Source organism: Amycolatopsis deserti (assembly GCF_014653945.1).
Lineage (GTDB): Bacteria > Actinomycetota > Actinomycetes > Mycobacteriales > Pseudonocardiaceae > Amycolatopsis_E > Amycolatopsis_E deserti.
This window is the reverse complement of sequence record NZ_BNAU01000006.1, coordinates 441,736-463,475: the sequence shown is the minus strand read 5'-3', so window position 1 is coordinate 463,475 and position 21,740 is coordinate 441,736. Positions and strand designations below refer to the sequence as shown.

The 21,740-nt window shown below is 71.6% G+C and carries 22 protein-coding genes; 7 read left to right on the top strand and 15 right to left on the bottom strand.

Annotated elements, in window-relative coordinates; translation table 11 throughout:
* Positions 1-3: 3 nt before the first annotated feature.
* Entirely contained in the window at positions 4-309 is a 306-nt protein-coding gene (locus IE290_RS26165; protein ID WP_191247316.1) for a hypothetical protein, read from the bottom strand.
* A gap of 70 nt (positions 310-379) precedes the next feature.
* On the opposite strand from IE290_RS26165, the gene IE290_RS26160 reads away from it, so the two are divergent.
* Entirely contained in the window at positions 380-1,060 is a 681-nt protein-coding gene (locus tag IE290_RS26160) for an SAVMC3_10250 family protein (protein WP_191247315.1), read from the top strand.
* Here the strand turns inward: IE290_RS26160 and nagA are convergent, their stop codons facing one another.
* Together nagA and IE290_RS26150 are read right to left on the bottom strand one after the other, a co-directional pair.
* Positions 1,061-2,185 (bottom strand): N-acetylglucosamine-6-phosphate deacetylase, encoded by a 1,125-nt coding sequence (nagA, locus tag IE290_RS26155; protein WP_191247451.1) that lies wholly within the window; start codon positions 2,183-2,185, stop codon positions 1,061-1,063. It abuts the gene before it with no gap.
* A gap of 40 nt (positions 2,186-2,225) precedes the next feature.
* Positions 2,226-2,798: a SigE family RNA polymerase sigma factor gene (locus IE290_RS26150; protein ID WP_191247450.1), complete on the bottom strand. Its 573-nt coding sequence runs from the start codon at positions 2,796-2,798 to the stop codon at positions 2,226-2,228.
* A 119-nt stretch (positions 2,799-2,917) separates the two neighbouring features.
* Here IE290_RS26150 and IE290_RS26145 point away from each other — a divergent pair, with 119 nt between their 5' ends.
* Positions 2,918-3,193, top strand: a complete 276-nt coding sequence (locus tag IE290_RS26145) for a YciI family protein (RefSeq protein ID WP_094006511.1) — start codon at positions 2,918-2,920, stop codon at positions 3,191-3,193.
* Here IE290_RS26145 and IE290_RS26140 read toward each other — a convergent pair.
* From IE290_RS26140 to IE290_RS26120, 5 genes are all read right to left on the bottom strand, one after another.
* On the bottom strand, positions 3,187-3,639 hold the full coding sequence (locus tag IE290_RS26140; protein WP_191247314.1) for a pyridoxamine 5'-phosphate oxidase family protein: 453 nt from the start codon (positions 3,637-3,639) through the stop codon (positions 3,187-3,189). The genes IE290_RS26145 and IE290_RS26140 overlap by 7 nt on opposite strands.
* A gap of 10 nt (positions 3,640-3,649) precedes the next feature.
* Entirely contained in the window at positions 3,650-4,528 is an 879-nt protein-coding gene (locus IE290_RS26135; RefSeq protein ID WP_191247313.1) for an SDR family oxidoreductase, read from the bottom strand.
* 258 nt (positions 4,529-4,786) lie between these two features.
* Entirely contained in the window at positions 4,787-5,722 is a 936-nt protein-coding gene (locus IE290_RS26130; protein ID WP_191247312.1) for an alpha/beta fold hydrolase, read from the bottom strand.
* Between the two features lie 95 nt (positions 5,723-5,817).
* The gene (locus tag IE290_RS26125) at positions 5,818-6,792 is read right to left on the bottom strand and encodes a helix-turn-helix transcriptional regulator (RefSeq protein WP_191247311.1); all 975 of its coding nucleotides are present in this window, start codon (positions 6,790-6,792) and stop codon (positions 5,818-5,820) included.
* Between the two features lie 37 nt (positions 6,793-6,829).
* Positions 6,830-7,753, bottom strand: a complete 924-nt coding sequence (locus tag IE290_RS26120) for an aldo/keto reductase (RefSeq protein WP_191247310.1) — start codon at positions 7,751-7,753, stop codon at positions 6,830-6,832.
* Positions 7,754-7,803: 50 nt separating this feature from the next.
* On the opposite strand from IE290_RS26120, the gene IE290_RS26115 reads away from it, so the two are divergent.
* Positions 7,804-8,631 (top strand): LLM class F420-dependent oxidoreductase, encoded by an 828-nt coding sequence (locus IE290_RS26115; protein WP_191247309.1) that lies wholly within the window; start codon positions 7,804-7,806, stop codon positions 8,629-8,631.
* Between the two features lie 155 nt (positions 8,632-8,786).
* The gene (gene fbaA, locus IE290_RS26110; RefSeq protein ID WP_191247308.1) at positions 8,787-9,818 is read left to right on the top strand and encodes a class II fructose-bisphosphate aldolase; all 1,032 of its coding nucleotides are present in this window, start codon (positions 8,787-8,789) and stop codon (positions 9,816-9,818) included.
* Here fbaA and IE290_RS26105 read toward each other — a convergent pair.
* Positions 9,811-10,989 carry a hypothetical protein gene (locus IE290_RS26105; protein ID WP_191247307.1) on the bottom strand — a complete coding sequence of 393 codons (1,179 nt, stop codon included), beginning with the start codon at positions 10,987-10,989 and terminating at the stop codon, positions 9,811-9,813. The two genes, fbaA and IE290_RS26105, sit on opposite strands and share 8 nt — an antisense overlap.
* Before the next feature lie 223 nt (positions 10,990-11,212).
* Between IE290_RS26105 and IE290_RS26100 the strand changes: the two genes are divergently transcribed.
* Positions 11,213-11,620 carry a DUF3151 domain-containing protein gene (locus tag IE290_RS26100; protein WP_191247306.1) on the top strand — a complete coding sequence of 136 codons (408 nt, stop codon included), beginning with the start codon at positions 11,213-11,215 and terminating at the stop codon, positions 11,618-11,620.
* A gap of 13 nt (positions 11,621-11,633) precedes the next feature.
* Here IE290_RS26100 and IE290_RS26095 read toward each other — a convergent pair whose 3' ends face one another.
* Complete coding sequence (locus IE290_RS26095; RefSeq protein ID WP_191247305.1) at positions 11,634-12,848, bottom strand: lipase family protein; 1,215 nt, start codon at positions 12,846-12,848, stop codon at positions 11,634-11,636.
* A gap of 66 nt (positions 12,849-12,914) precedes the next feature.
* On the opposite strand from IE290_RS26095, the gene IE290_RS26090 reads away from it, so the two are divergent.
* Positions 12,915-13,565 carry a TetR/AcrR family transcriptional regulator gene (locus tag IE290_RS26090; protein WP_229874710.1) on the top strand — a complete coding sequence of 217 codons (651 nt, stop codon included), beginning with the start codon at positions 12,915-12,917 and terminating at the stop codon, positions 13,563-13,565.
* 58 nt (positions 13,566-13,623) lie between these two features.
* Entirely contained in the window at positions 13,624-15,468 is a 1,845-nt protein-coding gene (locus tag IE290_RS26085) for an FAD/NAD(P)-binding protein (RefSeq protein ID WP_191247304.1), read from the top strand.
* Positions 15,469-16,094: 626 nt separating this feature from the next.
* On the opposite strand, the gene IE290_RS26080 is transcribed toward IE290_RS26085, so the two are convergent.
* The 5 genes from IE290_RS26080 to IE290_RS26060 all read right to left on the bottom strand — a co-directional run bounded on the left by IE290_RS26080 (position 16,095) and on the right by IE290_RS26060 (position 21,727).
* Entirely contained in the window at positions 16,095-17,648 is a 1,554-nt protein-coding gene (locus IE290_RS26080) for a dipeptide ABC transporter ATP-binding protein (RefSeq protein WP_191247303.1), read from the bottom strand.
* The gene (locus tag IE290_RS26075; RefSeq protein ID WP_229874709.1) at positions 17,641-18,471 is read right to left on the bottom strand and encodes an ABC transporter permease; all 831 of its coding nucleotides are present in this window, start codon (positions 18,469-18,471) and stop codon (positions 17,641-17,643) included. Before IE290_RS26075 ends, IE290_RS26080 begins: the two co-directional genes overlap by 8 nt.
* Positions 18,464-19,411, bottom strand: a complete 948-nt coding sequence (locus tag IE290_RS26070; protein ID WP_191247302.1) for an ABC transporter permease — start codon at positions 19,409-19,411, stop codon at positions 18,464-18,466. Before IE290_RS26070 ends, IE290_RS26075 begins: the two co-directional genes overlap by 8 nt.
* The gene (locus IE290_RS26065; RefSeq protein ID WP_229874708.1) at positions 19,408-21,018 is read right to left on the bottom strand and encodes an ABC transporter substrate-binding protein; all 1,611 of its coding nucleotides are present in this window, start codon (positions 21,016-21,018) and stop codon (positions 19,408-19,410) included. Before IE290_RS26065 ends, IE290_RS26070 begins: the two co-directional genes overlap by 4 nt.
* Before the next feature lie 76 nt (positions 21,019-21,094).
* Entirely contained in the window at positions 21,095-21,727 is a 633-nt protein-coding gene (locus IE290_RS26060) for an HNH endonuclease family protein (protein ID WP_191247301.1), read from the bottom strand.
* Positions 21,728-21,740: the final 13 nt, after the last annotated feature.

The window sequence follows — 21,740 nt, the reverse complement described above, 5'->3', positions numbered from 1 at the left end:
GGCTCACAGGAGAGTGATGAGACCGATGACCGCGCCGGTGGCGAGACCGAGCAGAACGGCCAGGCCGAGGATCCAGTAGGCGGGCAGGTGACGCACGGCGTTGCGGCGCGGCGCCTGCGGGGCGGGGGCGGGGGGACTCGCCGGTCGTTCCAGAGCGGCGCGCTCGCGTTCCAGCGGGCTGGCGTCGGCGCCGGACAGCAGGCCGAACCGCGGCCACCCACCCGAGGGCGGGCCGGGGTGCGGCGCGCTGCGGGCCTGCGCCTTCAGCGCCTCGGCCAGCAGCCGTTCCGGGTCCTTCGGCTCGCTCACCCTGCACAGCGTAATCAACCGCGGATGTCCGCTGAAGACGGAACCGCGCCAGGTCGGGCACGATGGCGGCATGCGTGAGCTGATCTACGTCTCGGCGGCGAAGCTCCGGCAGCTCGTCCCCGACCTGCCGAAGCGCGCCGGCGCCCTGCGGGACGTGGAGGCCGAGGTGACCACCCCGGTCGGCGGCGTCAAGGTGGGCAAGGCGGCGCGCGAGGCCCAGCCGGGGCTGGCCCAGGCGGTCGCGGCGCTGGAGGCGTCCTCGCGGGCGCCGAAGTGGTTCGCCGATCCGGAGGTGCGGCCCGGGGACTGGGTGCACTTCGAGGCGCCGATGAGCTACGGCGTGGTCGCCGGCGCGGCCACCTTCCTGGACGTCGACGAACCCGTCCCCGGCTACCCGACCGGCGGCCAGCTGCGCCTGCTCCTGCACGGCTCGCGCTCGCACCTCGTCGGGTCCGGCTTCGCCACGCACGACCCCGACCCGGAGATGACCCATTCGCTGTGGCTGCACTTCACCATCGCACTGCGGGAAGCGGAGGCCGACAACGGCCGGAGCACTCTCGACGACGACCGTCTGTTCGAAGGTTGGCTGCGGCAGGCGCTGCGGTGGCTGACCAGGGAGTTCCAGCCGCGCTACACCGCGGCCTGGGTCGCCGGCTACGCGCGTATCACCGCGCGGGTCCCCACGCCGTCGGGCATGACGCTGGCCGCGACGCCGCTCTACGTGGAGCACGTCCAGCCACCGGCCGGCTGATCACGCGATCCAGGCGCCCTGCCGCAGCACGCGCTGGGGCCGGAGGTCGGCGTCCAGCACCACCAGGTCGGCGGCCAGGCCGGTGCGCAGCGAACCGAGCCGGTCGGCCAGACCCAGGAGCTCGGCCGGGCGTCCCGAGGTCGCGCGCACCGCGTCCGGGATGGACAGCCCGGCGCCCTTGACCAGGTTGCGGAACGCCGCGTCCATGGTCAGCGTGCTTCCGGCCAGCGAGCCGGTGTCCGCCAGGGTCGCCACCCCGTCCCGGACGTCGACCTCCAGCCGGCCCAGGTGGTAGCGGCCGTCGGCGGCGTCGGTGGCCGACATGGCGTCCGTGATGAGCGTGGTGCGGCCGCGGCCGGCGTACCGGGCCGCCATCCGCAGCACCGTGGGGTGCACGTGGACCAGGTCGCAGATCAGCTCGACCGTGACGCGCTCGTCGTCGAGCAGGACGCCGATCGGGCCGGGTTCCCGGTGGTGCAGCGGGCGCATGCCGTTGAACAGGTGCGTCGCGACGGTCGCGCCGGCGTCGATGGCCGGGCGGATCTGCTCCTCGGTGCCGTCGGTGTGCCCGATCGCGGCGATCACGCCGGACTCGGCCAGCTGCCGGACCGCCCGGACGCCGCCGTTCAGCTCCGGCGCCAGCGTCACCATGCGGACCGCGCCGCGGCCGGCCCGCAGCAGGGCGTCGACGGTGGCCGCGTCGGGTTCCCGCAGCACCGCCGGGTCGTGTGCGCCGCAGCGCGCCGAGGCGATGAACGGGCCCTCCAGGTGGATGCCGGCCAGCTCGCCGTCCTCGACGAGCTCGCGCAGCACGGCCATCTGGTCCACCAGCGTGCGCACCGGGTCGGACACCAGGCTGGCGAGCATCGTGGTCGTGCCGTGCCTGCGGTGGGCCTTGATCGCGGCGACGATCTCCTTCGCGTCGCCGCTGGAGAACGACCCGCCCCCGCCGCCGTGGCAGTGCGCGTCGACGAACCCGGGCACCACGTAGCACCCGGCGACGTCCACCTGGTCACCCGGTGGGGGCGTCCCGGTGCCGATGCCCGCGATCGCCCCGCCGGACACCGCGAGCCACCCGTCGTCCACCACACCCTCGGGGAGGGCGAGCCTGCCACCCGTCAGCACGAAACCCGTCACAGGCTCCAGCATATTGGTCTAAACCAACTCAAGCACTCATGGCCTTCTGGAGAGCCTCCAGCGCCCGGCTCGCCGTGGACTTCACGGTGCCCTTCGAAATGCCCGCGACCTCGGAGATCTCCGCCTCGGAGAGGCCGCCGTAGTAGCGCAGGACGAGCACCTCCCGCTGCCGCGGCGGCAGCTTCGACAGCGCGTTGACCACCGACTGGTGCTCGCTGGACAGCATCGCCAGGCTCTCCGCGGACCGGGCGTTCACCGCGTGCGGCGGGACGTACTCACGCGCGGTCTTGCGCCGGCGCAGCACGCTGCGCGAGCCGTTGACCACCGCGGTGCGCAGGTAGGCGACCGCGGCCGCGGCGTCCCGCAGCTTCCCCCAGTTCCGGTAAAGCCCGGTGAACGCCTCCTGCACGACGTCCTCGGCCGTGGCCGGTTCGTCGACCAGCAGGATCGCGAGCCGGACCAGGCGCATCCGGTGGATCTTGTACAGATCCTCCAGGGTCAGCGGGCCGGCCGGCTGGGCCGACGCGGCACCGACCCCGTCCATGGTGCGCAAGTGCCCGAGCGTGCGTTCGACGCTGCGCTCCGCGCTGCCGTCCGGCATGTACTCCCGCCTGTCCTCGGCCTGACCGTTGTCCACGTGCTGTACACGCGCGAACCAGCGTATCGGTTGATTCACTTCACCCGGTAGCGTGCGGAGCAGGTACGCAAACGGAGGTGCGCATGGCCTGGTTCCTGGTGCAGACGGTCTACGACCAGGGGAAGTACGGGGAGGTCCGGCCCCGCCACCGGGAGTACCTCGCCAAGCTCGCCGCCGAGGGTACGGTCGCGGTGGCCGGGCCGTTCGCCGACGACTCGGGCGGGGCGTTCCTGATCCAGGCCGCGGACGCCGACGCCCTGCAGGCGATCCTCGACGCCGATCCGTACGTCGTCGAGGGCGCACTGGAGAGCTTCACGGTGCGGGAGTTCAAGCCGACGCTGGGTGCCTGGGTTCAGTAGACGCCGCCGAGCTTGGTGTGGTCCCAGCTGACGACCTTCGTCGGCGTGAACACCAGCCCTACGCGCTTGGCCGCCTGCGCGGCGACCACGTCGGCGGCCAGTGAGCCGCCGCCGTAGCGCTCCGCCATGGCCGCGCCGATCTCCGCCACCGCGGGGGTGTCCTCGACGATCTCCACGTCGGCCTCGAACTGGACGCCGCGCAGCTTGTCGTAGGTGTCGCCGGTCTCGACGAGCACGGTGGCCTGCGGCAGGCGCCGCAGGTTGGCGACCTTCTGCGACTTGCGGTAGGTCCAGGTCGCGACACCGTCGCCGCGCGGCACGTACCAGAGCGGGGCGAGGTGCGGGCGGCCGTTGGGGTTGATCGTGGCCACGTTGATGACCTTTTGTTCGGCGAGGAACGCGAGGACCTCGTCGGGGGTCATCCGGATCAGGTCGCGGCGGGACATGGGGGCCTCCTCAGCGGGTAGCGGCCCGTCCACCATGCCCGGTGATGGCGGCTTCGCGCGCGCCGCGTGCCTTGATGTCCTCGAGCGCGGCCCGGTCCGCGGCGGGCACCCGGGTCCGCGCCCCGAGTTCCACGATCGGCGGCAGGAACGCACGGATGGCCTTGAGCACGCCGACCCACTTGGGGACGTGGATGACGCGGGCGCGCTTGAGGACGCCGGCTTCGAGCTGGTCGAGGGCCACGTTCAGCGGGTATGTCTTGCCGAGCAGGCCGGGCATGCCGGCGCGGAGCTTGCCGAAGACCGGGTGCGCGTCGGCGCTTTCCACCAGGTCCGTTCGGATCCACGTCGGGTGGGCGACGCCGACCTTGACGCCCAGGTGGGCGACCTCGGCGCGGAGGCTGTTGGAGAAGGCTTCGACGCCGGCCTTCGCGGCGGCGTAGTTGGCCATGCCGGGGGCGTGGGTGATCGCGGCGAGGGAGGAGATCGCGAGCAGGTAGCCCTTGCGCTCGATGACGTGGGGCAGGGTGACGCGGAAGGTGCGCCACACGCCGAGCAGGTCGACCTCGATGACCTTTTCGAACGCGGCGCGGTCGACGGAGCGGACGAAGCCGGTGGTGGCGATCCCCGCGTTGGCGATGACGATGTCGATGCCACCGAAGTGGTCGACGACGCCCGCGGTGGCTTTCTCGAGGGCGTCCCAGTCGGTCACGTCGGCTTCCCAGGCCTTCGCGGAGGGCCCGATGCGTTCGGCGACCTTGCGCTGCTCGTCGGCCTCGAGCCCGACGAGGGCAACCTTGGCCCCGCGAGCGGCGAGCCGCTCGGCGAGCCCGGCGCCAATGCCGCGCGCAGCTCCGGTGATGAGCACGACCTTGCCATTTACGTTCGCCATGGTCGGACCATATACCAACCTACCGGGAGTAAACTACTACCGAGTAGGTGAAGTCGCGGTCTTTCTGCCCACGTCTCTGCCCCGGAGCGAGGCGAGCACCTCGAAACCGGTCAACGCGAGGGTGAGCCCCGCCCGTGCTGACCACGGCCGGCCAAGCCGGCGGGTACTCGTCCGCGGCGCGCGCGCACGGCATTGCCGCCGACCGCGGCCACCCCACACCAGCAACCATGCGGTCAGCACCTCTCCGCCGGGCGCGGATCAGGTGGACTGGAGGAACAGCTCCACCAGGGCCAGCAGGGTCTCCGGTGCGTCCTCGGGCGTGAAGTGACCGGCGTCGGCCAGTTCGACGACCGGGGCGGCCGGATAGCCGAGCCGGAACGCGGGCACCGTGTAGCGCGGCAACAGCGCGGTGTCCCGCATCCCCTGCACGAGCAGCGCGGGTTTCCCCTGCAGCGCGGCGACCGCGGCCGGGTCGGGCGGTGCCGGCGCGGTGTCCGGATCGGGAGCCACGAGCTGCTGGGGGAACCGGATCACGCCGCGGCACTGCGCCGGGCTTGTGAAGTGCGCCGAGTAGGCACGGATCCACGCCGGGGTGACGATCTGCGGCCGGGTGATGGTCTGCAGCGCGAGCATCAGGTGGGTGATCGTGTGACCGGCGTTGCCCAGCAGCACCTCCAGGGAACCGTCGGCGTGCGCGGCCCGCGCCCAGCGGAACCACGAGCTGTCCGCCATGTTGTCCCGCATCAGTTCCGCGTAGCCCGGCAGTCCCAGGGGCAGGACGGTGTTGGTGGCCAGGATGCGGCTGACCCGATCCGGGTGCCGGAGGGCGAAACCGGTGCCGATGGGGCCGCCCCAGTCGTGCAGCACCAGCGTGATCCCGCGCAGGTCGAGTTCGCCGACGAGCAACCTCTCCAGGTTGTCCACGTGCTCGTCGGCGAGGTAGCCGCGGTCGGGCGGCGTCTCGCTCTTGCCGAAGCCCATGTGGTCGGGCACGACCACCCGGTGCTGCCCGGACAGGGGGCCGATGAGGTGCCGCCACAGGTAACCCCATGTCGGCTCGCCGTGGAGCAGCACCAGGGTTTCCCCGCCTCGCCGTGGTCCTTCGTCCACGTAGTGCTGCCGGAACCCCGCGGCCTCGCAGTAGCGGGCCGGGAACGGCCAGGTTCCGTCGAACGTCTCGTGCTCGGGGATCATTTCTCGTCCTTCGCTGGTCACGCCGGGCGACGGGCCCGGGTGATCCGGACGCTAACGGCGCTCCACTGACATCCCGTGTCAGCGAAGACCACGAATCACGAGCCGCCGTACAGCTCGGCGAGCGCCGCGGCGGTCGTGGCCAGTCGCTGCCGCAGCGAGTCCGGTGCGAGGACCTCCGCCTCGGCGCCGAGCCGGAGCAGCAACCCGGCGGTGTGGTCCGAGGACTCGATCGGGATGACGGTGCGGATCCAGCCCGCCGTGTCCGGCTCGGCCCGTTCCCGCGCCGCGCGCACCAGGTCGGGCTCGAGCAGGTGCGGGAGCCGGTCGAACACCGAGGTCGTCATGCGGACCGTCGCCTCACCCACGTACCGGCGGGCGTCGAACTCCTCGAGGTAGCTGTCCCAATGCCGCCCCAGGTCGAACTCCGGCGGCCGCGAGAACCGCTCGGCCAGCGGCTGCAGGCGGAGGATCCGGGAGACCCGGTACGTCCGGACGCACCCGGAACTGTTCCCCACCAGGTACCACCGGCCGGCCTTGAGCACCACGCCGTACGGCTCGACGACCCGGGTCACCTCGCACGGGGCTGCCCACCTGCGGTACTTCACCCGGACCCGGAACTGGTTCCAGGTCGCCCGCACCACCGCGGCCAGGTGCGGGGTGGGCTCCGGGTCGGCGTACCAGCCCGAGGTGTCCAGGTGGAAGCGCTGCTGGAGCTGGCCGGCGCGGTCCCGCAGCTCCTCGGGCAGCGCGGCCATCAGCTTGAGCTGGGCGGTGGCCAGCACGGCGCCCAGCCCGAGATCCGCGGCGGCCCCGGGCAACCCGGACAGGAACAGCGCCTCGGCCTCGTCCGTGGTCAAGCCGGTGAGCCTGGTGCGGTAGCCGTCGAGGAGCTGGTAGCCGCCGTCGTGGCCGGCGTCGGCGAAGAGGGGGATGCCCGCCGCGGACAGCGCGTCCATGTCCCGGTAGATCGTCCGGACGGAGACCTCCAGTTCGTCGGCCAGCTGCCGCGCGGTCATCCGCCCCCGGGTCTGGAGCAGCAACAGGGCGGAGACCAGTCTGCTCGCGCGCATGCGGACCAGCTTGCCAGTCCGCTGTCCCGCCCAGCAGCTACCGCGAAGCGTCGTCCAGCGCGGCCAGCTCCCCCTCGCTCAGCCGCAGCTCCACCGAGGCCAGCAGATCGGACAACTGCGCCACGTTCCGCGCACTCGCGATGGGCGCGGCGACCGTCGGTTGCGCGGCCAGCCACGCCAGCGCCACCGCGGCCGGGGAGGTCCCGTGCGCGGCCGAGATCTCGTCCAGCGCCTCCAGCACCCGCTCACCCCGGTGGTCCAGGTACGCCACCGCCCCCTCGGCCCGCGGGCTGCCGCCGGCCTCGCGGGACCGGTACTTGCCCGTCAGGAAGCCCCGCGCCAGCCCGTAGTACGGCAGCGCCGCCAGGCCCTCCTTAGCCACGAGCGGGGCCAGCTCCTCCTCGTACCCGCGCTCCACCAGGTTGTACTGCGGCTGCACCGCCACGTACCGGGCGAACCCCTCACGGTCCGAAATGGACAGCGCCTCGGCCAAGCGGTCCGCGCTGTAGTTCGACGCGCCGAGGTACCGCACCTTCCCGGCCCGCACCAACTCGTCGAACGCGCCGAGCGTCTCCTCCAGCGGCACGTCCGCGACATCTTTGTGCGCGTAGTACAAGTCGATGTAGTCGGTCTGCAGCCGTCGCAGCGAGTCCTCCACCGCCTCGCGGATGTTCTTCGCGCTCACCCCCGGCCGCGCCGGCCAGGCACCCACCTTCGTCGCGATCACGATGTCATCGCGGCGGCCGCGGCGTTCCAGCCACTTCCCGATGATCGTCTCCGACTCGCCGCCCGAATTGCCCGGAATGCGGGCCATGTACACGTCCGCGGTGTCGATGAAGTTGCCGCCGGCTGCCGCGTACGCGTCCAGCACGGCGAAGGACTGCTCCTCGTCGGCCGTCCAGCCGAACACATTGCCCCCGAGGTTGAGCGGGAACACCTCGAGATCACCGATTTTCGCCATGATCCCAACGTAGAGGAATGCACACGCCACCCGCCGGAGTTGGGACAGGCATGGCTATCGAACTCGGCAAGATCGGTATCTGGCGGGGCTGGCACCAGCTGAACGCGGACCTGGCGCGCGAAGCCGAACGCCTCGGCTTCGGCGCGATCTGGATCGGCGGCTCCCCCGACGGGCAGCTGGCGATCGTCGACGAGCTGCTGGACGCGACCGACCACATCAAGGTCGCCACCGGCATTGTCAACATGTGGAAGGACGACGCGGCCACGGTCGGCGCGTCCTGGCACCGCATCGAGGCCAAGCACCCCGGCCGCTTCCTGCTCGGCGTCGGCATCGGCCACCCGGAGGCCACCCAGGAGTACCAGAAGCCCTACGACAAGATCGTCGACTACCTCGACGGCCTGGATGAAGCCGGCGTGCCGGTCGCCGCTCGCGCGCTGGCCGCGCTCGGCCCGAAGGTGCTCAAGCTCTCCGCCGAGCGCACCGCGGGCGCGCACCCGTACCTGACCACGCCGGAGCACACCAAGGAGGCCCGGCAGGTCCTCGGTGACGGCGTGCTGCTCGCCCCGGAGCAGAAGATCGTGCTGGAGACCGATCCGGAGAAGGCCCGCGCCATCGCCCGCCCGACGATCCAGCACCCCTACCTCAACCTGGTCAACTACCGCACCAACCTGCTCCGCCACGGCTGGACCGAAGCCGACCTGGACAACGGCGGCAGCGACGCGCTGATCGACGCCCTCGCCCTGCACGGCGACATCGACTCGATCGCCGCGGGCATCACCGCCCACCTCGACGCCGGCGCGGACCACGTCTGCGTCCAGGTCCTCGGCGACGACCCGCTGCCCGGCTACCGCGCCGTGGCCGCCGCCCTGCTGTCCTGACCGCCCCAGCCGCTCCGCCCCCACCCCGGGGCGGAGCGGCTTTTGTCACTTGATCGTTCCCGACCTGCACCGCAGAGAGCCAGCACACTGTCCTCCCACCGCCGACCTCGTACGATTCGGGCAACGAAGGCGAACCACAGCTAGGAGGACCCACGATGCCCATCGCCACCCCCGAGGTCTACGCGGAGATGCTGGACCGGGCCAAGGCGGGCGAGTTCGCGTACCCGGCGATCAACGTGACCTCGTCGGAGACCCTCAACGCCGCCCTGCGCGGGTTCGCCGACGCGGAGAGCGACGGGATCATCCAGATCTCGACCGGTGGTGCCGAGTTCGCCTCCGGCACCCGGGTCAAGGACATGGTGACCGGCGCGACCGCGCTCGCCGAGTTCGCGCACGTCGTCGCCGAGAAGTACCCGGTCAACATCGCCCTGCACACCGACCACTGCCCCAAGGACAAGCTGGACGGCTTCGTCCGCCCGCTGATCGCCCTGTCCCAGGAGCGCGTCAACAAGGGCCAGAACCCGCTGTTCCAGTCGCACATGTGGGACGGCTCGGCGATCGACCTGGACGAGAACCTGGAGATCGCCACCGAGCTGCTCGCGAAGGCGGCCGCCGCGAAGATCATCCTCGAGGTGGAGATCGGCGTCGTCGGCGGTGAGGAGGACGGCGTCTCGAACGACATCAACGAGAAGCTGTACACCGCCGAGGGCGACTTCGTGAAGACCGTCGACGCGCTGGGCACCGGCGAGAAGGGCCGCTACCTGCTGGCGGCGACGTTCGGCAACGTGCACGGCGCCTACAAGCCGGGCGCGGTCAAGCTGCGCCCGGAGGTGCTCAAGCGCGGCCAGCAGGTCGCCGCCGAGAAGCTGGGCCTGGCCGAGGGCAGCAAGCCGTTCGAGCTGGTCTTCCACGGCGGCTCCGGCTCGCTGCTGTCGGAGATCCACGAGGCGGTGTCCTACGGCGTGGTGAAGATGAACATCGACACCGACACCCAGTACGCCTTCTCCCGCCCGATCGCCGACCACTTCTTCAAGAACTACGACGGCGTCCTGAAGATCGACGGCGAGGTCGGCAACAAGAAGACCTACGACCCGCGCAGCTACCTCAAGCAGGCCGAGCAGTCGATGGCCAAGCGCATCGTCGAGGCCGCCGAGCACCTCAAGTCGGCCGGCCAGAAGATCAGCTGACCACGACCTCCCGGTGGGTCCTCACGCGCGTGAGGGCCCACCAGAGGACGGGCAGGCCCACGAGCACGACCAGCGCGGGCCAGTAGGCGAACGGCGGCGCGGACTCGGTGTGCGCGTCGCCGAGCAGCCACGGCCGCAGCTGCGACTGCAGCCACAGCGCGCCGTACCCGAACGCGGTCACCAGCAGCCCGCCGGCCAGCGGCGTCAGCACCCGGTGCGCCCGGCCGACGCGGAACGCCAGGTCCACCGCGAGCCCGACGGCGAGCAGGTAGAACGGGATCGCCGAGGCCGGGAACGTGCCCACCACCAGCAGCGGCCAGATGATCGCGCGGTAGGCCACGTACGCGCCGGCCACCGCGGTCGCCGCCCAGGAGCGGCCGATCGTGTGCCGCGCCAGCGCCAGGACCAGCGCCGACACCCCGATGCCCCACAGCGGGTAGACCCAGTCCGCGATCGGCATCGCGAAGTGCAGCACGGCGGTCCGGTCGACCGGGTGCCCGATCTGCTCGGCGGCGAAGCTCAGCAGCGACGGCTCGGCCTCCGGCGCGCCGCGCTCCCACGCCCGCAGGCTGAGGATGCCGTACTCCTGCTGACCGTTCGGGAAGAACGTGTTCTCCAGGAAGAACACCCACAGCCCGGTCAGCACCAGGGTGCGGAACCGGCCCGGCGGCGCGGACTTCATCCAGCCGTCGATGACGCCGGCGAGCATCACGCCGGTGCCGATGTAGAGCAGCATGTGCGTGGGGCTCCACGCGGTCAGGTCGAGGCCGCTGATCCGGTGGTTGATGACGTCCAGCGGCGCGGCGATCAGGAACATCACCAGCCCGGCCTGCATCAGCCGCAGCGAGCGGCGGTCGCAGCCCAAACCGGTGTAGCTGTGGATCGCGACCAGCACGATGACGATCCCGGTGCCGACCGTGTTGATCAGGTGCGGCGGGGCGAAGTCGTCGCGGATGAACTTGAAGTGCCACGACATGTCCCACGACGAGCCGATCACCTTGAAGGTGAACGCGACCAGCCACATGCCGTAGGCGAACCGCAGCACCCATTCGGGCGCCGGCCGCCCCGGAACCCCGCGCACCCAGTGGGTGGCGAAGAACAGCTTGGTCTTGCCGATGGGTCCGCGCGGCACGGCGACACCCTCGGCGGCCCCCTCGAGCGCCTTCGTCATGCGAACATCATCCACGGTCGGCGGTGTCGGGCGGAGCGAGATGCCCGAATTTCAGGGTTCACCCTGAGGCGTGACCCGCTTGCGTCCGGGGCGGGGCGGCGGGCATCGTGTCCGCCCGTGATGCCGAAACGCTTCGTCGCCGCGGTCCTGATCGCCGCCCTCGTCCTCCTCGGGAGCGGGGTCCTCGCCAGCCTGTTCGTCTAGGCCACCGATACTGGGCAGCATGACGAACCTGCTGGAACCCGACCCCACCCGCCTGCCCGAGCGCGTGGACGCGCAGGCCGCGATGGACGCCGGCACCGACCCGTCCGACGTGGCCGCCGAGCACCCCGACTTCAGCGAGGCCTGGGCGGCGCTGGCCGAGCGGGCGCTGGAGGCGAACGAGTTCGTCCCCGCCTACGCCTTCGCCCGCACCGGCTACCACCGGGGCCTGGATCAGCTGCGCCGCGCCGGCTGGAAGGGCTTCGGCCCGATCCCCTGGGACCACCGGCCGAACCAGGGCTTCCTGCGTGCGCTGGCGGCCCTCGCGAAGGCCGCCCAGCGCCTCGGGGAGACCGACGAGTACGAGCGGTGCCGCAAGTTCATCGCCGACTCCGACCCGGCGGCCGCCGCGGCGACCGGGCTCCAGTAGATCCGGACCATCTTCAGAACTCCCCGCAGTTGGTCGGTGCTGCCTTGCCCGCGAACCGGCCTTCCAGCCAGGCGAAGGCGGCCGGGTAGCCGGCGACGGCGCCACCGACGTGGGTCGGCACCGCGAGGGTGTCGAACCGCACGGTGGCGCCCTCGCCGCACCAGCTCCGGGCCATCGTCTGGCCCTGCTGGTAGGGGACGATGTCGTCCAGCGCGCTGTGCACCACGTAGACCGGCACCTCCGGTTCGAGCGTCCCGATCCGCTGCTCCTCGACCACGGACGCGTACGGCTCCTCGGCCAGGTAGTCGCTGATGGAGCGGCCGTCGACGGTCAGGTCCGCGGTGCGGGTGAACGCGTGGTTCGCGATCGAGTCGACCGTGCACTCGTGCTCGACCCGGTCCACGAGGGCCTTGCCCCTGTCGTTGAGGACGTCGGTGATCCGCAGCTCGGGATAGGCGTGGTTGACGCTCGCGACGGCGAACATCAGGAAGCCCACCGCGTAGGCGCCGTCCAGGCTGCGGCCGACCGCGGCCAGGTCGGCCGGGACCGCCCCCGCGTAGGCGCCCTTGAGGTCCAGCTCCGGCGCGTAGGACGGCTGCAGCTCGGCGGCCGCGGCGGAGGCGCCACCGCCCTGGGAGTAGCCGGCGATCGCGACCGGCCCGTCGGACGGCACGCCGGGGAGCTGCTGGGCCGCGCGGATCGAGTCGAGGACCGCGTGGGCCTCGGCCTTGCGGTTGACGTAGGTGTGCACGCCGGGCGTGCCCAGGCCCTCGTAGTCGGTGACGACCACCGAGTAGCCGCGGGCCAGCAAGCCGGCGATGAACGGGCCCTCGTACTCCCCGCCCGCGGCCAGCGCCTTGGACGGCGCGCACTGGTCGCCGAGACCCTGCGTGCCGGGGGCGTAGGCGATGAGCGGCCGCTCGCCCGCGCCGTACCACGGCGTCTTCGGCATGAGCACGGTTCCGGTGACGGCGATGGCGTCACCGTGGGTGTCCGTGCTGCGGTACATGATCCGCTGGACGTCGGCGGGGGCGCGGAGCAGTTTCACCGGGTCGAGGAAGAACTCGCTCGGCTCGTGACGGATGATGGCGCCGTTGTCACTCGGCAGGGTTGCCGGCGGGTCGTAGAAGTCGGAGGAGGTCGCGGCGCCGGCGGGCGCGGTCGTCATCGACAGTGCGGCGACCGCCGCGGTCACGATCGCCGCGAGCCGGCGATTCGAAAGGCGCATGAACGCTCCCCGGTGAGCTATTTTCCGACAGCTATGTCGGAAAAGGATTGTGGTGAGGTGGCAGGCATGTCAATGCCCCGAAAGCGTGGCCCCGGCAGGCCCCGGAAGCTGCCGGTCGCCGAGCAGCGCGCCGTCGTGCTCGCCGCGGCCGCGCACGTCTTCGCCACGAACGGCCTGCAGGGCGCCACGATCGAACACATCGCCCGGGAGGCCGGCCTGACCCGGCAGGCGGTGTACGAGCTGTACGGCGACAAGAACGCGTTGTTCGCGGCCGTGGTCGAGCAGGCGGAGGAACAGGCGTACGCGGCGATCGCGGCGGCCGGGGCGAGCGACGCCGACCTGGACCTGAAGAGCTGGGCGCGCAAGAACTACGCGAACCTGTTCGACTTCGCCGCCGCGCACCCGGACGCGCTGCCGCTGTTCCAGGAGGCCGAGCGCGCCGGCAATCCCGCGCTGTCCCGGCTGCGGAAGCGGCTGGCCCGCGTCTACACCGAGGCGAGCGGGCAGCGGTGGGCGGAGTTCGGTGTCGAACCGGGCCGGGCCGACACCGCGTTGGTCACCATGTACTTCGCGATGGTCGAATCGCTGGTCGGGCTGAACTGGAACGGGGACGCGCCGGATCGCGACGCGCTGATCGACCTGCTGACCGAGTTCACCATCGGTGGCGTGCTGCGGCTGTACAGCCAGACGCCCGAGGTCATCGCGCGCGTGCGGTAGGTGTCCAGGATGCGGGAACCGGGGCGGGGGCCGGGGATCTTTCCGTAGCTTCGAAGGCATGGCGCCGTCTCAGCTCGCGATCGTGGGGGCGGGGCCGCGCGGGGTCGGCGTGCTGGAGCGGTTGTCGGCGAACGCGGCCGAGTTGCTGGGGCCCGCGGGGCTGGTGGTGCACCTGATCGACCCGTTCCCGCCGGGCGCGGGCCGGATCTGGCGGTACGAGCAGTCGCCGTTGCTGCGGATGAACTCGATGGCCGAGGACGTCACGATGTTCACCGACGACACGGTGACGATGGAGGGCCCGGTGCGGACGGGGCCGTCGCTGTGGCAGTGGGCGCAGGAGGTGCGCGCGGGGCGGATCCGCTACGACGTGCCCGAGGACCTGCGGGAGGAGCTTTCGGCGTTGCGCGGCACGTCGTTCCCGACGCGCCGGCTGGCGAGCGCGTACCTGGACTGGGTGTACCGGCACGTGCTGGCCGGGCTGGCGCCGGGCATCGAGGTGGTCGAGCACCGGACGCGGGCGACGCGGATCGACGAGACGCGGGTGTGGCTGGCGGGGGTGGACGAGCCGCTGGACGTGGACGCGATCGTGCTGGCGGTCGGGCACCTGGACGCCGAACCGGGTTCGGGTGAGCGGGAACTGGCGGAGTTCGCGGCCGCGCACGGGCTGGCGTACTACCCGGCCGGGTACACGGCGGACGTCGACTACCAGCACGTCGCACCGGGTGAGCCGGTGCTGGTGCGCGGGTTCGGGCTGGCGTTCGTGGACCTGATGCTGTTGCTGACCGAGGGGCGCGGCGGGCGGTTCGCCGAGCACGCGGGCGGGCTGGTGTACCACCCGAGCGGCGCGGAACCGGTGCTGCACATCGGATCCCGGCGCGGAGTGCCGTACCACGCGAAGCCCGGTTACCGGTTGCAGGGTTCGCCCCTGCGGTTGCCGCGGTTCTTCGGGCCGGAGCGGGTTTCGGAGCTGCTGGCGCGGGACCGGCAGCTCGATTTCCGCGCCGACGTGTGGCCGCACGTGGCGAAGGAGCTGGCGTGGGGGTACTACAGCGAGCTGTTCACCGCGCATCCGTCGCGGGTGCGGATGTCGTTCGCGGATTTTTCCCGGTGTTTCGCGGAGTTCTCCTGGGACAGCGCGGAGATGCGGGCGCTGGTGCGGCGGGCGGTGCCGGCCGAGGAGGACCGGCTCGACCTGGAGCGGCTGGACCGGCCGCTGGCGGGTCTGCGGTTCGAGACGGCGGAGGAGTTCGGGAAGTACCTGAGGTCGTACGTGGAGGCGGACCTGGCGCGGCGGGCGGATCCGGCTCATTCGGCGGATCTGGGTGCGTTCATGGCGTTGTTGTCGGCGTACCAGCAGATGCCCGCGTTGATGGCGTCAGGCGCGCTGGATGTGTCCGATGTGGATGGTTGGTGGCACGGGTTCTTCTCGTATTATGCGAGCGGTCCCCCGCCGCGGCGGTTGCAGGAGCTGCTGGCGCTGCACGAGGCCGGGGTGGTGTCGTTCCTCGGGGCGGATGTGCGGATTTCCCTTGATCCGTCCGGGTTCGTGGCGTCGTCGGGCAGTTTCCCGGGTTCCGTGACGGCCCGGACGCTGATCGAGGCACGGCTGCCGTCGCCCAGTGTGTCGCGGGCTTCGGACGGGTTGCTGGCGCAGTTGCTGGGCGCGGGCGAGCTGGCGGAGGAGCACGTGCGGGAGCAACCGTCGGGCCGCATCGCGACGCGGGTGACCGATGGGCGACTGCTGGACGCCGCCGGACGCCCCCACTCCCGGCGGTTCGCCCTGGGCCCGCACACGAGCGCCCGCTCAGCGGCAGCGTTCACCCGCCCCCGGACGAACGGCCCGTCGTTCCGGCAAAACGACGCCGCGGCGCGGGAGATACTGCGCTTGGTGCGCGGGGGTTGACGGACGCTGTTCGACCGCTTGGCGCCGCCGTTTTCATCTCGCCCGAAGTGGAGTTGCGGCGGGCCGCCGACCGGGTACCTGCGATCGACGGCCCGCCTACCGGCTCCGGGTGTGAACGTCCCGGTTGCAGACCGGAGCCGGCACCCCCAGCATCCAACGGCGCCAAAAAGACGCCGTTGCGTGGGGCGCTTCCTACCGCGGCATTACGCCCACGGCAGAGTTGCGGCGGGCCGCCCACCGGGTACCTGCGGCCGACGGCCCGCCTGCCGGCTCCGGGTGTGAACGTCCCGGTTGCAATCCGGAGCCGGCACCCCCAGCATCCAACGGCGCCGAAAGACGCCGGTGGGCGGGGCGCTTCCTGCCGCGGTACGGGTCAACCTCGCCGCGGCCGGTCGCACCCCCGGCCGCCCGAGCCACCCGGGGGCGGGCCGGGCCCCGGTTGGGGGCACGAGCCAACCGAGGTGCGACGGCCAGCCCTCGGTGGAATGAACCAACCAGGGTGGCACGAGCCAACCGAAATGCGACCGGCCTCCCCCTGGTGGAACCAGCCAACCGCGATGGCACGAGCCGACCCGCGACGGGCCAGCCGAGGTCTAACCGGCCGCCCCGGAGGGGTGAGACCGCGCTCAGGTTCGCTCCGCTACCCGGCCTGGGATCGCCGCCAGGAGTTCCTTTGTGTAGGCGTGTTCGGGGCTCTGCAGCACCTCGTCCACGGGGCCGCTCTCCACCACCTCTCCGGCGCGCATCACCGCGACCTGGTCGGCCACCTGTCGCACCACGGCCAGGTCGTGGGAGATGAACAGGTACGTCAGACCCAGCTCGTCCTGCAGATCGACCAGCAACTCCAAGATCTGCGCCTGCACGGAAACGTCCAAAGCCGACACCGGCTCGTCGAGTACCACCAGGTCCGGGCGCAGCGCCAGGGCCCGCGCGATCGCCACCCGTTGGCGTTGTCCGCCGGACAGTTCGGCCGGCTTGCGCCTCAGCATGGACGCCGGTAGCGCGACCTGCTCCAGCAACTCCGCCGGATCGCCGGGCGCCCGGAACGCCCGCAGCGGCTCGGACACGATCTGGCCCACCGTCAGCTTCGGGTTCAGCGACGCGTACGGGTTCTGGTACACCAGCTGCATCCGCCGCCGCAACCTCCGCAGCTCCGCACCGCGCACACCGGTCACGTCAACACCGTCGAAAACCACCGAACCCGCGGACGGGTCCGCCAGGCGCAACACCAACCGCGCCGTCGTCGACTTGCCCGAACCCGATTCGCCGACCAGGGCCAGCGTCTGCCCGCGCGGGATGTCGAACGACACGTCGTCCACCGCCCGCAACCCGGCGAAGTCCTTGCGCAGCCCGGAAACCGACACCAGCGCCGGACCCGCCGGCCGACGGGAACGCAGCGGCGTCGTCGACAAACTCGGCGCCGCCGCCAGCAACCGGCGCGTGTAGTCCTGCGTCGGCGCCGCCAGCAGTTCCGCACTCGGTGCCCGCTCCACCAGCCGCCCCTGCGACATCACCGCGATCTCGTCCGCCCGGTCCGCCGCCACCCCGAGGTCGTGCGTGATCAGCAACAACGCCAGGTTCTCCGCCGCCGCCAACTCCGCCAGGTGGTCGAGGATCCGCCGCTGCACCGTCACGTCCAGCGCGCTCGTCGGCTCGTCCGCGATGATCAACCGCGGCTTGCCGGCCAGCGCCGCCGCGATCAGCGCCCGCTGCCGCAACCCGCCGGACAACTCGTGCGGGTACTGCCGCGCCCGCAACTCCGGTTGCGAAACCCCCGCCCGCGCCAGCAACTCTGCCGCCTCCGCGGCCGCCGTCCGCCGCGTCGCCAGTCCGTGGATCACCAGCGCCTCCCCGACCTGCTCCCCGATCCGCTTGACCGGGTTCAGCGACACCGTCGGATCCTGCGGGATCAACGCGATCTCCCGGCCGCGAACGCCCCGCCACGCCCGAGCGGACAACGAAGTCAGCTCACGCCCGTCGAACGTGATCGACCCGCCGACGATCCGCCCGCCCCGCGGCAGCAGCCCGATCACCGCGTGCGCGGTCGTCGACTTGCCCGAACCGGATTCGCCGACGACCGCCACCGTCTGTCCACTTCGCACGGTCAGGTCCACCGACCGCACCGCGGGCACCCCGCGGTACGACACGGCGAGATCGCGTACGACCAGCAGCTCACTCATCCCGTTCTCCGTCCAGCGCCCGCGACAACCGGTTCGCGGCCAGCACCACCGCGGCGATCACCAGCCCGGGCAACGTCGTCATCCACCAGGCGCTCGCCAGGTACGCGCGCCCCGCCGACACCAGCGACCCCCACTCCGGCGACGGCGGCGTCGCGCCGTAGCCGAGGAAGCTCAGCGCGGAGATCTCCAGCACCGCGGTCCCGAAGGTCAGCACCGCCAGCACCACCACCGGCCCGAGCGCGTTCGGCAGGATGTGCCGCGTCAGCACCCCGAACCACCGAACGCCGCTCGCCCGCGCGGCTTCGACGTACACGCCGGTCCGCACGCGGATCACCTCCGCCCGCATCAGCCGCGCGAAGTTCGCCACGTTCGCCACCCCGACCGCGATCGCGACCTTCGTCGTGCCGAACCCGAGCGCGGTGACCAGCGCCAGCGACAGCAGGATCGGCGGGATCGCGAGCAGCACGTCCATCACCCGCATCAGCACCGAGTCGAGCCACCCGCCGCGAGCCCCGGCGATCAGGCCGAGCACCGAACCCACCACCAGCGCGATCAGCACCGCCAGCAGCGTCGCCCGCAACGACAGCCCGGCTCCGTGCACCACGCGGGCGAACACGTCCCGCCCGGTCTCGTCGGTGCCGAACAGGTGCGCCGCCGACGGCCCCCGCAACTTCTCCCGCGGCACCCCGGCCAGCGGGTCGTAGCTGGTGAACGCCGACGGCACCACCGCCCACAGCACGGCCACCGCGAGCACCACCACGGACAGCACCAGCCCGGGCCGCCGCACCCAGAAACCCGCCCGCACGGCGAGGACCTCAGACACGGGCCGCCTCCTTCCGGACGCGCGGATCCAGCAGCGGATACAGCAGATCGACCGCCAGGTTGATCACCACGAAGAAGAACGCGGCCAGCACGATCACCGCCTGCACCACCGGGATGTCCTGCCCGTTGACCGCCGCCGTGGTGACGCGTCCGACACCGTCCCGGGAGAACACCGTCTCCGTCACCACCGACCCGGCCAGCAACTGCCCGGTAACCACACCGAGCATGGTCAGCGCCGGGATCGCCGCGTTGCGCAACGCGTGTCCGAAGTGGACCCGCGCGCGACCGGCGCCACGGGCCCGGACAATCTCCACGTACGGCTCGGCCAGCTGCGTGCGCAGGCTCTTCGCCAGCACCTGCCCGATGATCGCGCCGGTGGGCAGCGCCAGCGTGATCGCGGGCAGGAACAGCGACTGCACACCCTGGTTGCCCAGCGCGGGCAGCACCCGCAGCTGGAACGAGAAGATCTGGATCAGCACCAGGCCCACCCAGAACACCGGCAGCGAAATCCCCAGCGGCGGCAGCGAGAGCAGCAGGTTGCCCAGCCACCGGTGCCGCGTGTAGGTGCCGGCCAGCGCGGCGCCACCGCCGAACAGGACCGCCAGCAGCAGCCCGAGCCCGGCCACCGCGAGCGTCGGCGGCAGCGCGGACAACACCATGTGCGTGGCGCTGTCGCCAGTGGTGATGGACGTGCCGAAGTCACCGTGCAGCGCCGCGAGCAAGCGCTTTCCGTACTGCACCGGCCACGGGTCGTCCAGCCCGTACTCGGCCTGCGCCTGGGCCAGCTGCTCGGCGGTGACCGTGGCGCCGGCCTCCCCGCCGCCGAGCTTGGCGAGCACCGCGTCGCCCGGCAGCAGGTAGAGGATCACGAACGACACGGTGAACGCCGCCCACAGCACGACCACCGCCTGGCCGGCCCGGCGCAGCAGGTGCCGTCTCATGACCCCGAGACCCAGGTGTCGAACAGCTGCAACCGGGACGACGCCTCGAAGTTCACCGCGTGCGCGTCCGGCCCGAGCGCCACCACCTGGGTCAGTTCGAACACCGGGATCGAGTACGCGTGGCCGACGATGAGCCGCTGCGCCTCCACCGCCGCCGGCTTGCGCACCGCCGGGTCCACGGTGGCGGCCTGCGCGTCCAAAGCGGCGTCGAGCGGGTTTCCCGGCTGCAGCTTGCTGCGGTTGCCCGCCTTCGTGGAGAAGGTGTTGCGCAGGATGTCCGGGTCGGCGCGGGTCACGTTGTACCAGAGGAAGTCGTAGTTCCCGGACTGCTGGAGCTGCAGCGTCTCGGCGCTGGTGTGCGGCTCCAACTGGAGGTCGAAGCCGATCTTGCGGAGCTGCTGCTGCAGCAGTTCCAGCACGCTCTGGCTCTGGTTGAACACCTGCGCGTACACGACCTTCGCCGCGAGCCGCTGCCCGTTCTTGACGCGGATGCCGTCCGGGCCGGGGACCCAGCCGTCGGCGTCGAGCAGCCGCGCCGCGCCCGCCGGGTCGTACGCGAGCTGCGCGGACAGGTCGGCGTGCAGCGGGGTGGTCGAGGCCAGGATGCTGGTGGCCGGCTTGTAGTTCGGCGACAGGACTGTGTCGACGACCTCCTGCCGGTTCACGCCCTTGGTCGCCGCCTGGCGCACCGCCTCGTCGCCAAGCACACCGCGGGTCACGTTGGCGTGCAGGTTGAACACGATGCCCGGGTTGGGCCGGGTCTGCGTGCTGAACCCGCCGCCCTGGAACTGCGCCTCGTCCACCGGCTGCACCTCGGTGGTCGCCTTGAGCTGGCCGGACAGCAGGCGGCCGGTGCGCACACCGGGCTCGGGCACGATCTTGTAGTCGACCTTGTCGAGGTAGGCCTCACCCGGGTGCTGCCACAGCGACGAGCCCCAGTTGTAGCCGGGACGCTTGGCGATGACGATGTCGGCGTTCTGCTTGAAGCTTTCGAAGACGAACGGCCCGGACCCGATCAGCCCGTCGCCCTGGCAGCGCTGGTCCGGCGTCTTCGCGTACGCGGCGGGAGCCAGGATGCCGAGCGACATCGTCGAGCTGGCCTGCAGGAACTGGGCGCTCGGCGCGGAGAAGTCGAGGCGCACGGTCTGCGGGTCCACCACCGTGGCGCCGGCGTACGCCGCGAGGTAACCGGAACCGAGCTGGGCCTTCGCCCCGAGGGCCTTGATGCCGTCGAAGCTGGTCTTCACCGCGGCGGCGTCGACCGGTGTCCCGTCGGAGAAGGTCGCGCCGGTGCGCAGGTGGAAGGTGAAGCTCGTGGAATCGGCGTTGCTCTCCCACCGCTGCGCGAGCCACGGCTTGATCTCGCCGGTGGCCGGGTCCTGGTCGGTGAGGGAGTCGACGAGCTGGCGGCCCACATTGAGGCTCACGTTGGTCGCGGCCTGCTGCGGGTCGATGCAGTCGGGGTTGGAGCCGACGGCGATGGTCAGCGTGCCGCCGGGCTGGGGCGGTCCCGCGTCCGCCGCCGTCGAACCGGACGAGCATCCGGCGACGAGCAGGGCGGCGGCAGCGGCGAGGGGCAGGGTTTTCGCGGGGAGGCTGGGAGACACGAGATCAACGCTAGGCACGATTCCAGCGGTTGAACCGTGCTTCCCAGCCCGTGGGCGAATCCGCGGATCCCTTGACTCAGCAGCGATCCAGCATCTCGGACAGCGCGGTCTTCTCCGCGCTGTCGATCGTCAGCTGCCACTCGTACTTCACGTCGATCCACATCTTGGCGTAGGTGCACCAATAGGTGGTCAGCGGCGGCTTCCACTCGTCGGGCGATTTGTCGCCCTTCTCCTGGTTCACGTTGTCGGTGACGGCGATCAGCTGCGGGTTGGTCAGGTCGTTGGCGAACGCCTCGCGCTTGGCGGTGGTCCACGCCGACGCGCCCGTTCGCCACGCGGCGGCGAGCGGCACGACGTGGTCGATGTCGACGTCGGACGCGGCGGTCCAGGTGGCGCCGTCGTACGGGCTCTTCCACGTGCCGGAGGTGGCCGCACAGCTGGAGTCGGTGACGACGTTCGTGCCGTCCCGCTTGAGCACGACCTCGCGGGTGTTGCAGCTGCCGCCCTGGTCGTCCCAGTGCGGGAACTTGTCGCGCGAGTAGCCGGTGGAGGTCCCGTCCGCCTTGACGGTCAGTGCCGCCAGCTCGGAGCGGGCGGTGGTCTCGGACGGGATGTTCGGCGGTTCGGCGACCGCGGTGCCGGTCGCGATACCGGTGGTGAGCAGGGCCGAGAGGCCGAGGACGATCAGCGAGTTTCGGGCGATGCGCATGGTGCCGCCTTCG

Bases quoted from the DNA above. Each gene is read 5' to 3' on its own strand.
- IE290_RS26160 (WP_191247315.1), top strand. From the start codon at position 380: ATGCGTGAGCTGATCTACGTCTCGGCGGCGAAGCTCCGGCAGCTCGTC.
- IE290_RS26150 (WP_191247450.1), bottom strand. From the start codon at position 2,798: ATGCCGGACGGCAGCGCGGAGCGCAGCGTCGAACGCACGCTCGGGCAC.
- IE290_RS26145 (WP_094006511.1), top strand. From the start codon at position 2,918: ATGGCCTGGTTCCTGGTGCAGACGGTCTACGACCAGGGGAAGTACGGG.
- IE290_RS26140 (WP_191247314.1), bottom strand. From the start codon at position 3,639: ATGTCCCGCCGCGACCTGATCCGGATGACCCCCGACGAGGTCCTCGCG.
- IE290_RS26135 (WP_191247313.1), bottom strand. From the start codon at position 4,528: ATGGCGAACGTAAATGGCAAGGTCGTGCTCATCACCGGAGCTGCGCGC.
- IE290_RS26130 (WP_191247312.1), bottom strand. From the start codon at position 5,722: ATGATCCCCGAGCACGAGACGTTCGACGGAACCTGGCCGTTCCCGGCC.
- IE290_RS26125 (WP_191247311.1), bottom strand. From the start codon at position 6,792: ATGCGCGCGAGCAGACTGGTCTCCGCCCTGTTGCTGCTCCAGACCCGG.
- IE290_RS26120 (WP_191247310.1), bottom strand. From the start codon at position 7,753: ATGGCGAAAATCGGTGATCTCGAGGTGTTCCCGCTCAACCTCGGGGGC.
- IE290_RS26115 (WP_191247309.1), top strand. From the start codon at position 7,804: ATGGCTATCGAACTCGGCAAGATCGGTATCTGGCGGGGCTGGCACCAG.
- fbaA (WP_191247308.1), top strand. From the start codon at position 8,787: ATGCCCATCGCCACCCCCGAGGTCTACGCGGAGATGCTGGACCGGGCC.
- IE290_RS26105 (WP_191247307.1), bottom strand. From the start codon at position 10,989: ATGACGAAGGCGCTCGAGGGGGCCGCCGAGGGTGTCGCCGTGCCGCGC.
- IE290_RS26100 (WP_191247306.1), top strand. From the start codon at position 11,213: ATGACGAACCTGCTGGAACCCGACCCCACCCGCCTGCCCGAGCGCGTG.
- IE290_RS26095 (WP_191247305.1), bottom strand. From the start codon at position 12,848: ATGCGCCTTTCGAATCGCCGGCTCGCGGCGATCGTGACCGCGGCGGTC.
- IE290_RS26090 (WP_229874710.1), top strand. From the start codon at position 12,915: ATGTCAATGCCCCGAAAGCGTGGCCCCGGCAGGCCCCGGAAGCTGCCG.
- IE290_RS26085 (WP_191247304.1), top strand. From the start codon at position 13,624: ATGGCGCCGTCTCAGCTCGCGATCGTGGGGGCGGGGCCGCGCGGGGTC.
- IE290_RS26080 (WP_191247303.1), bottom strand. From the start codon at position 17,648: ATGAGTGAGCTGCTGGTCGTACGCGATCTCGCCGTGTCGTACCGCGGG.
- IE290_RS26070 (WP_191247302.1), bottom strand. From the start codon at position 19,411: ATGAGACGGCACCTGCTGCGCCGGGCCGGCCAGGCGGTGGTCGTGCTG.
- IE290_RS26060 (WP_191247301.1), bottom strand. From the start codon at position 21,727: ATGCGCATCGCCCGAAACTCGCTGATCGTCCTCGGCCTCTCGGCCCTG.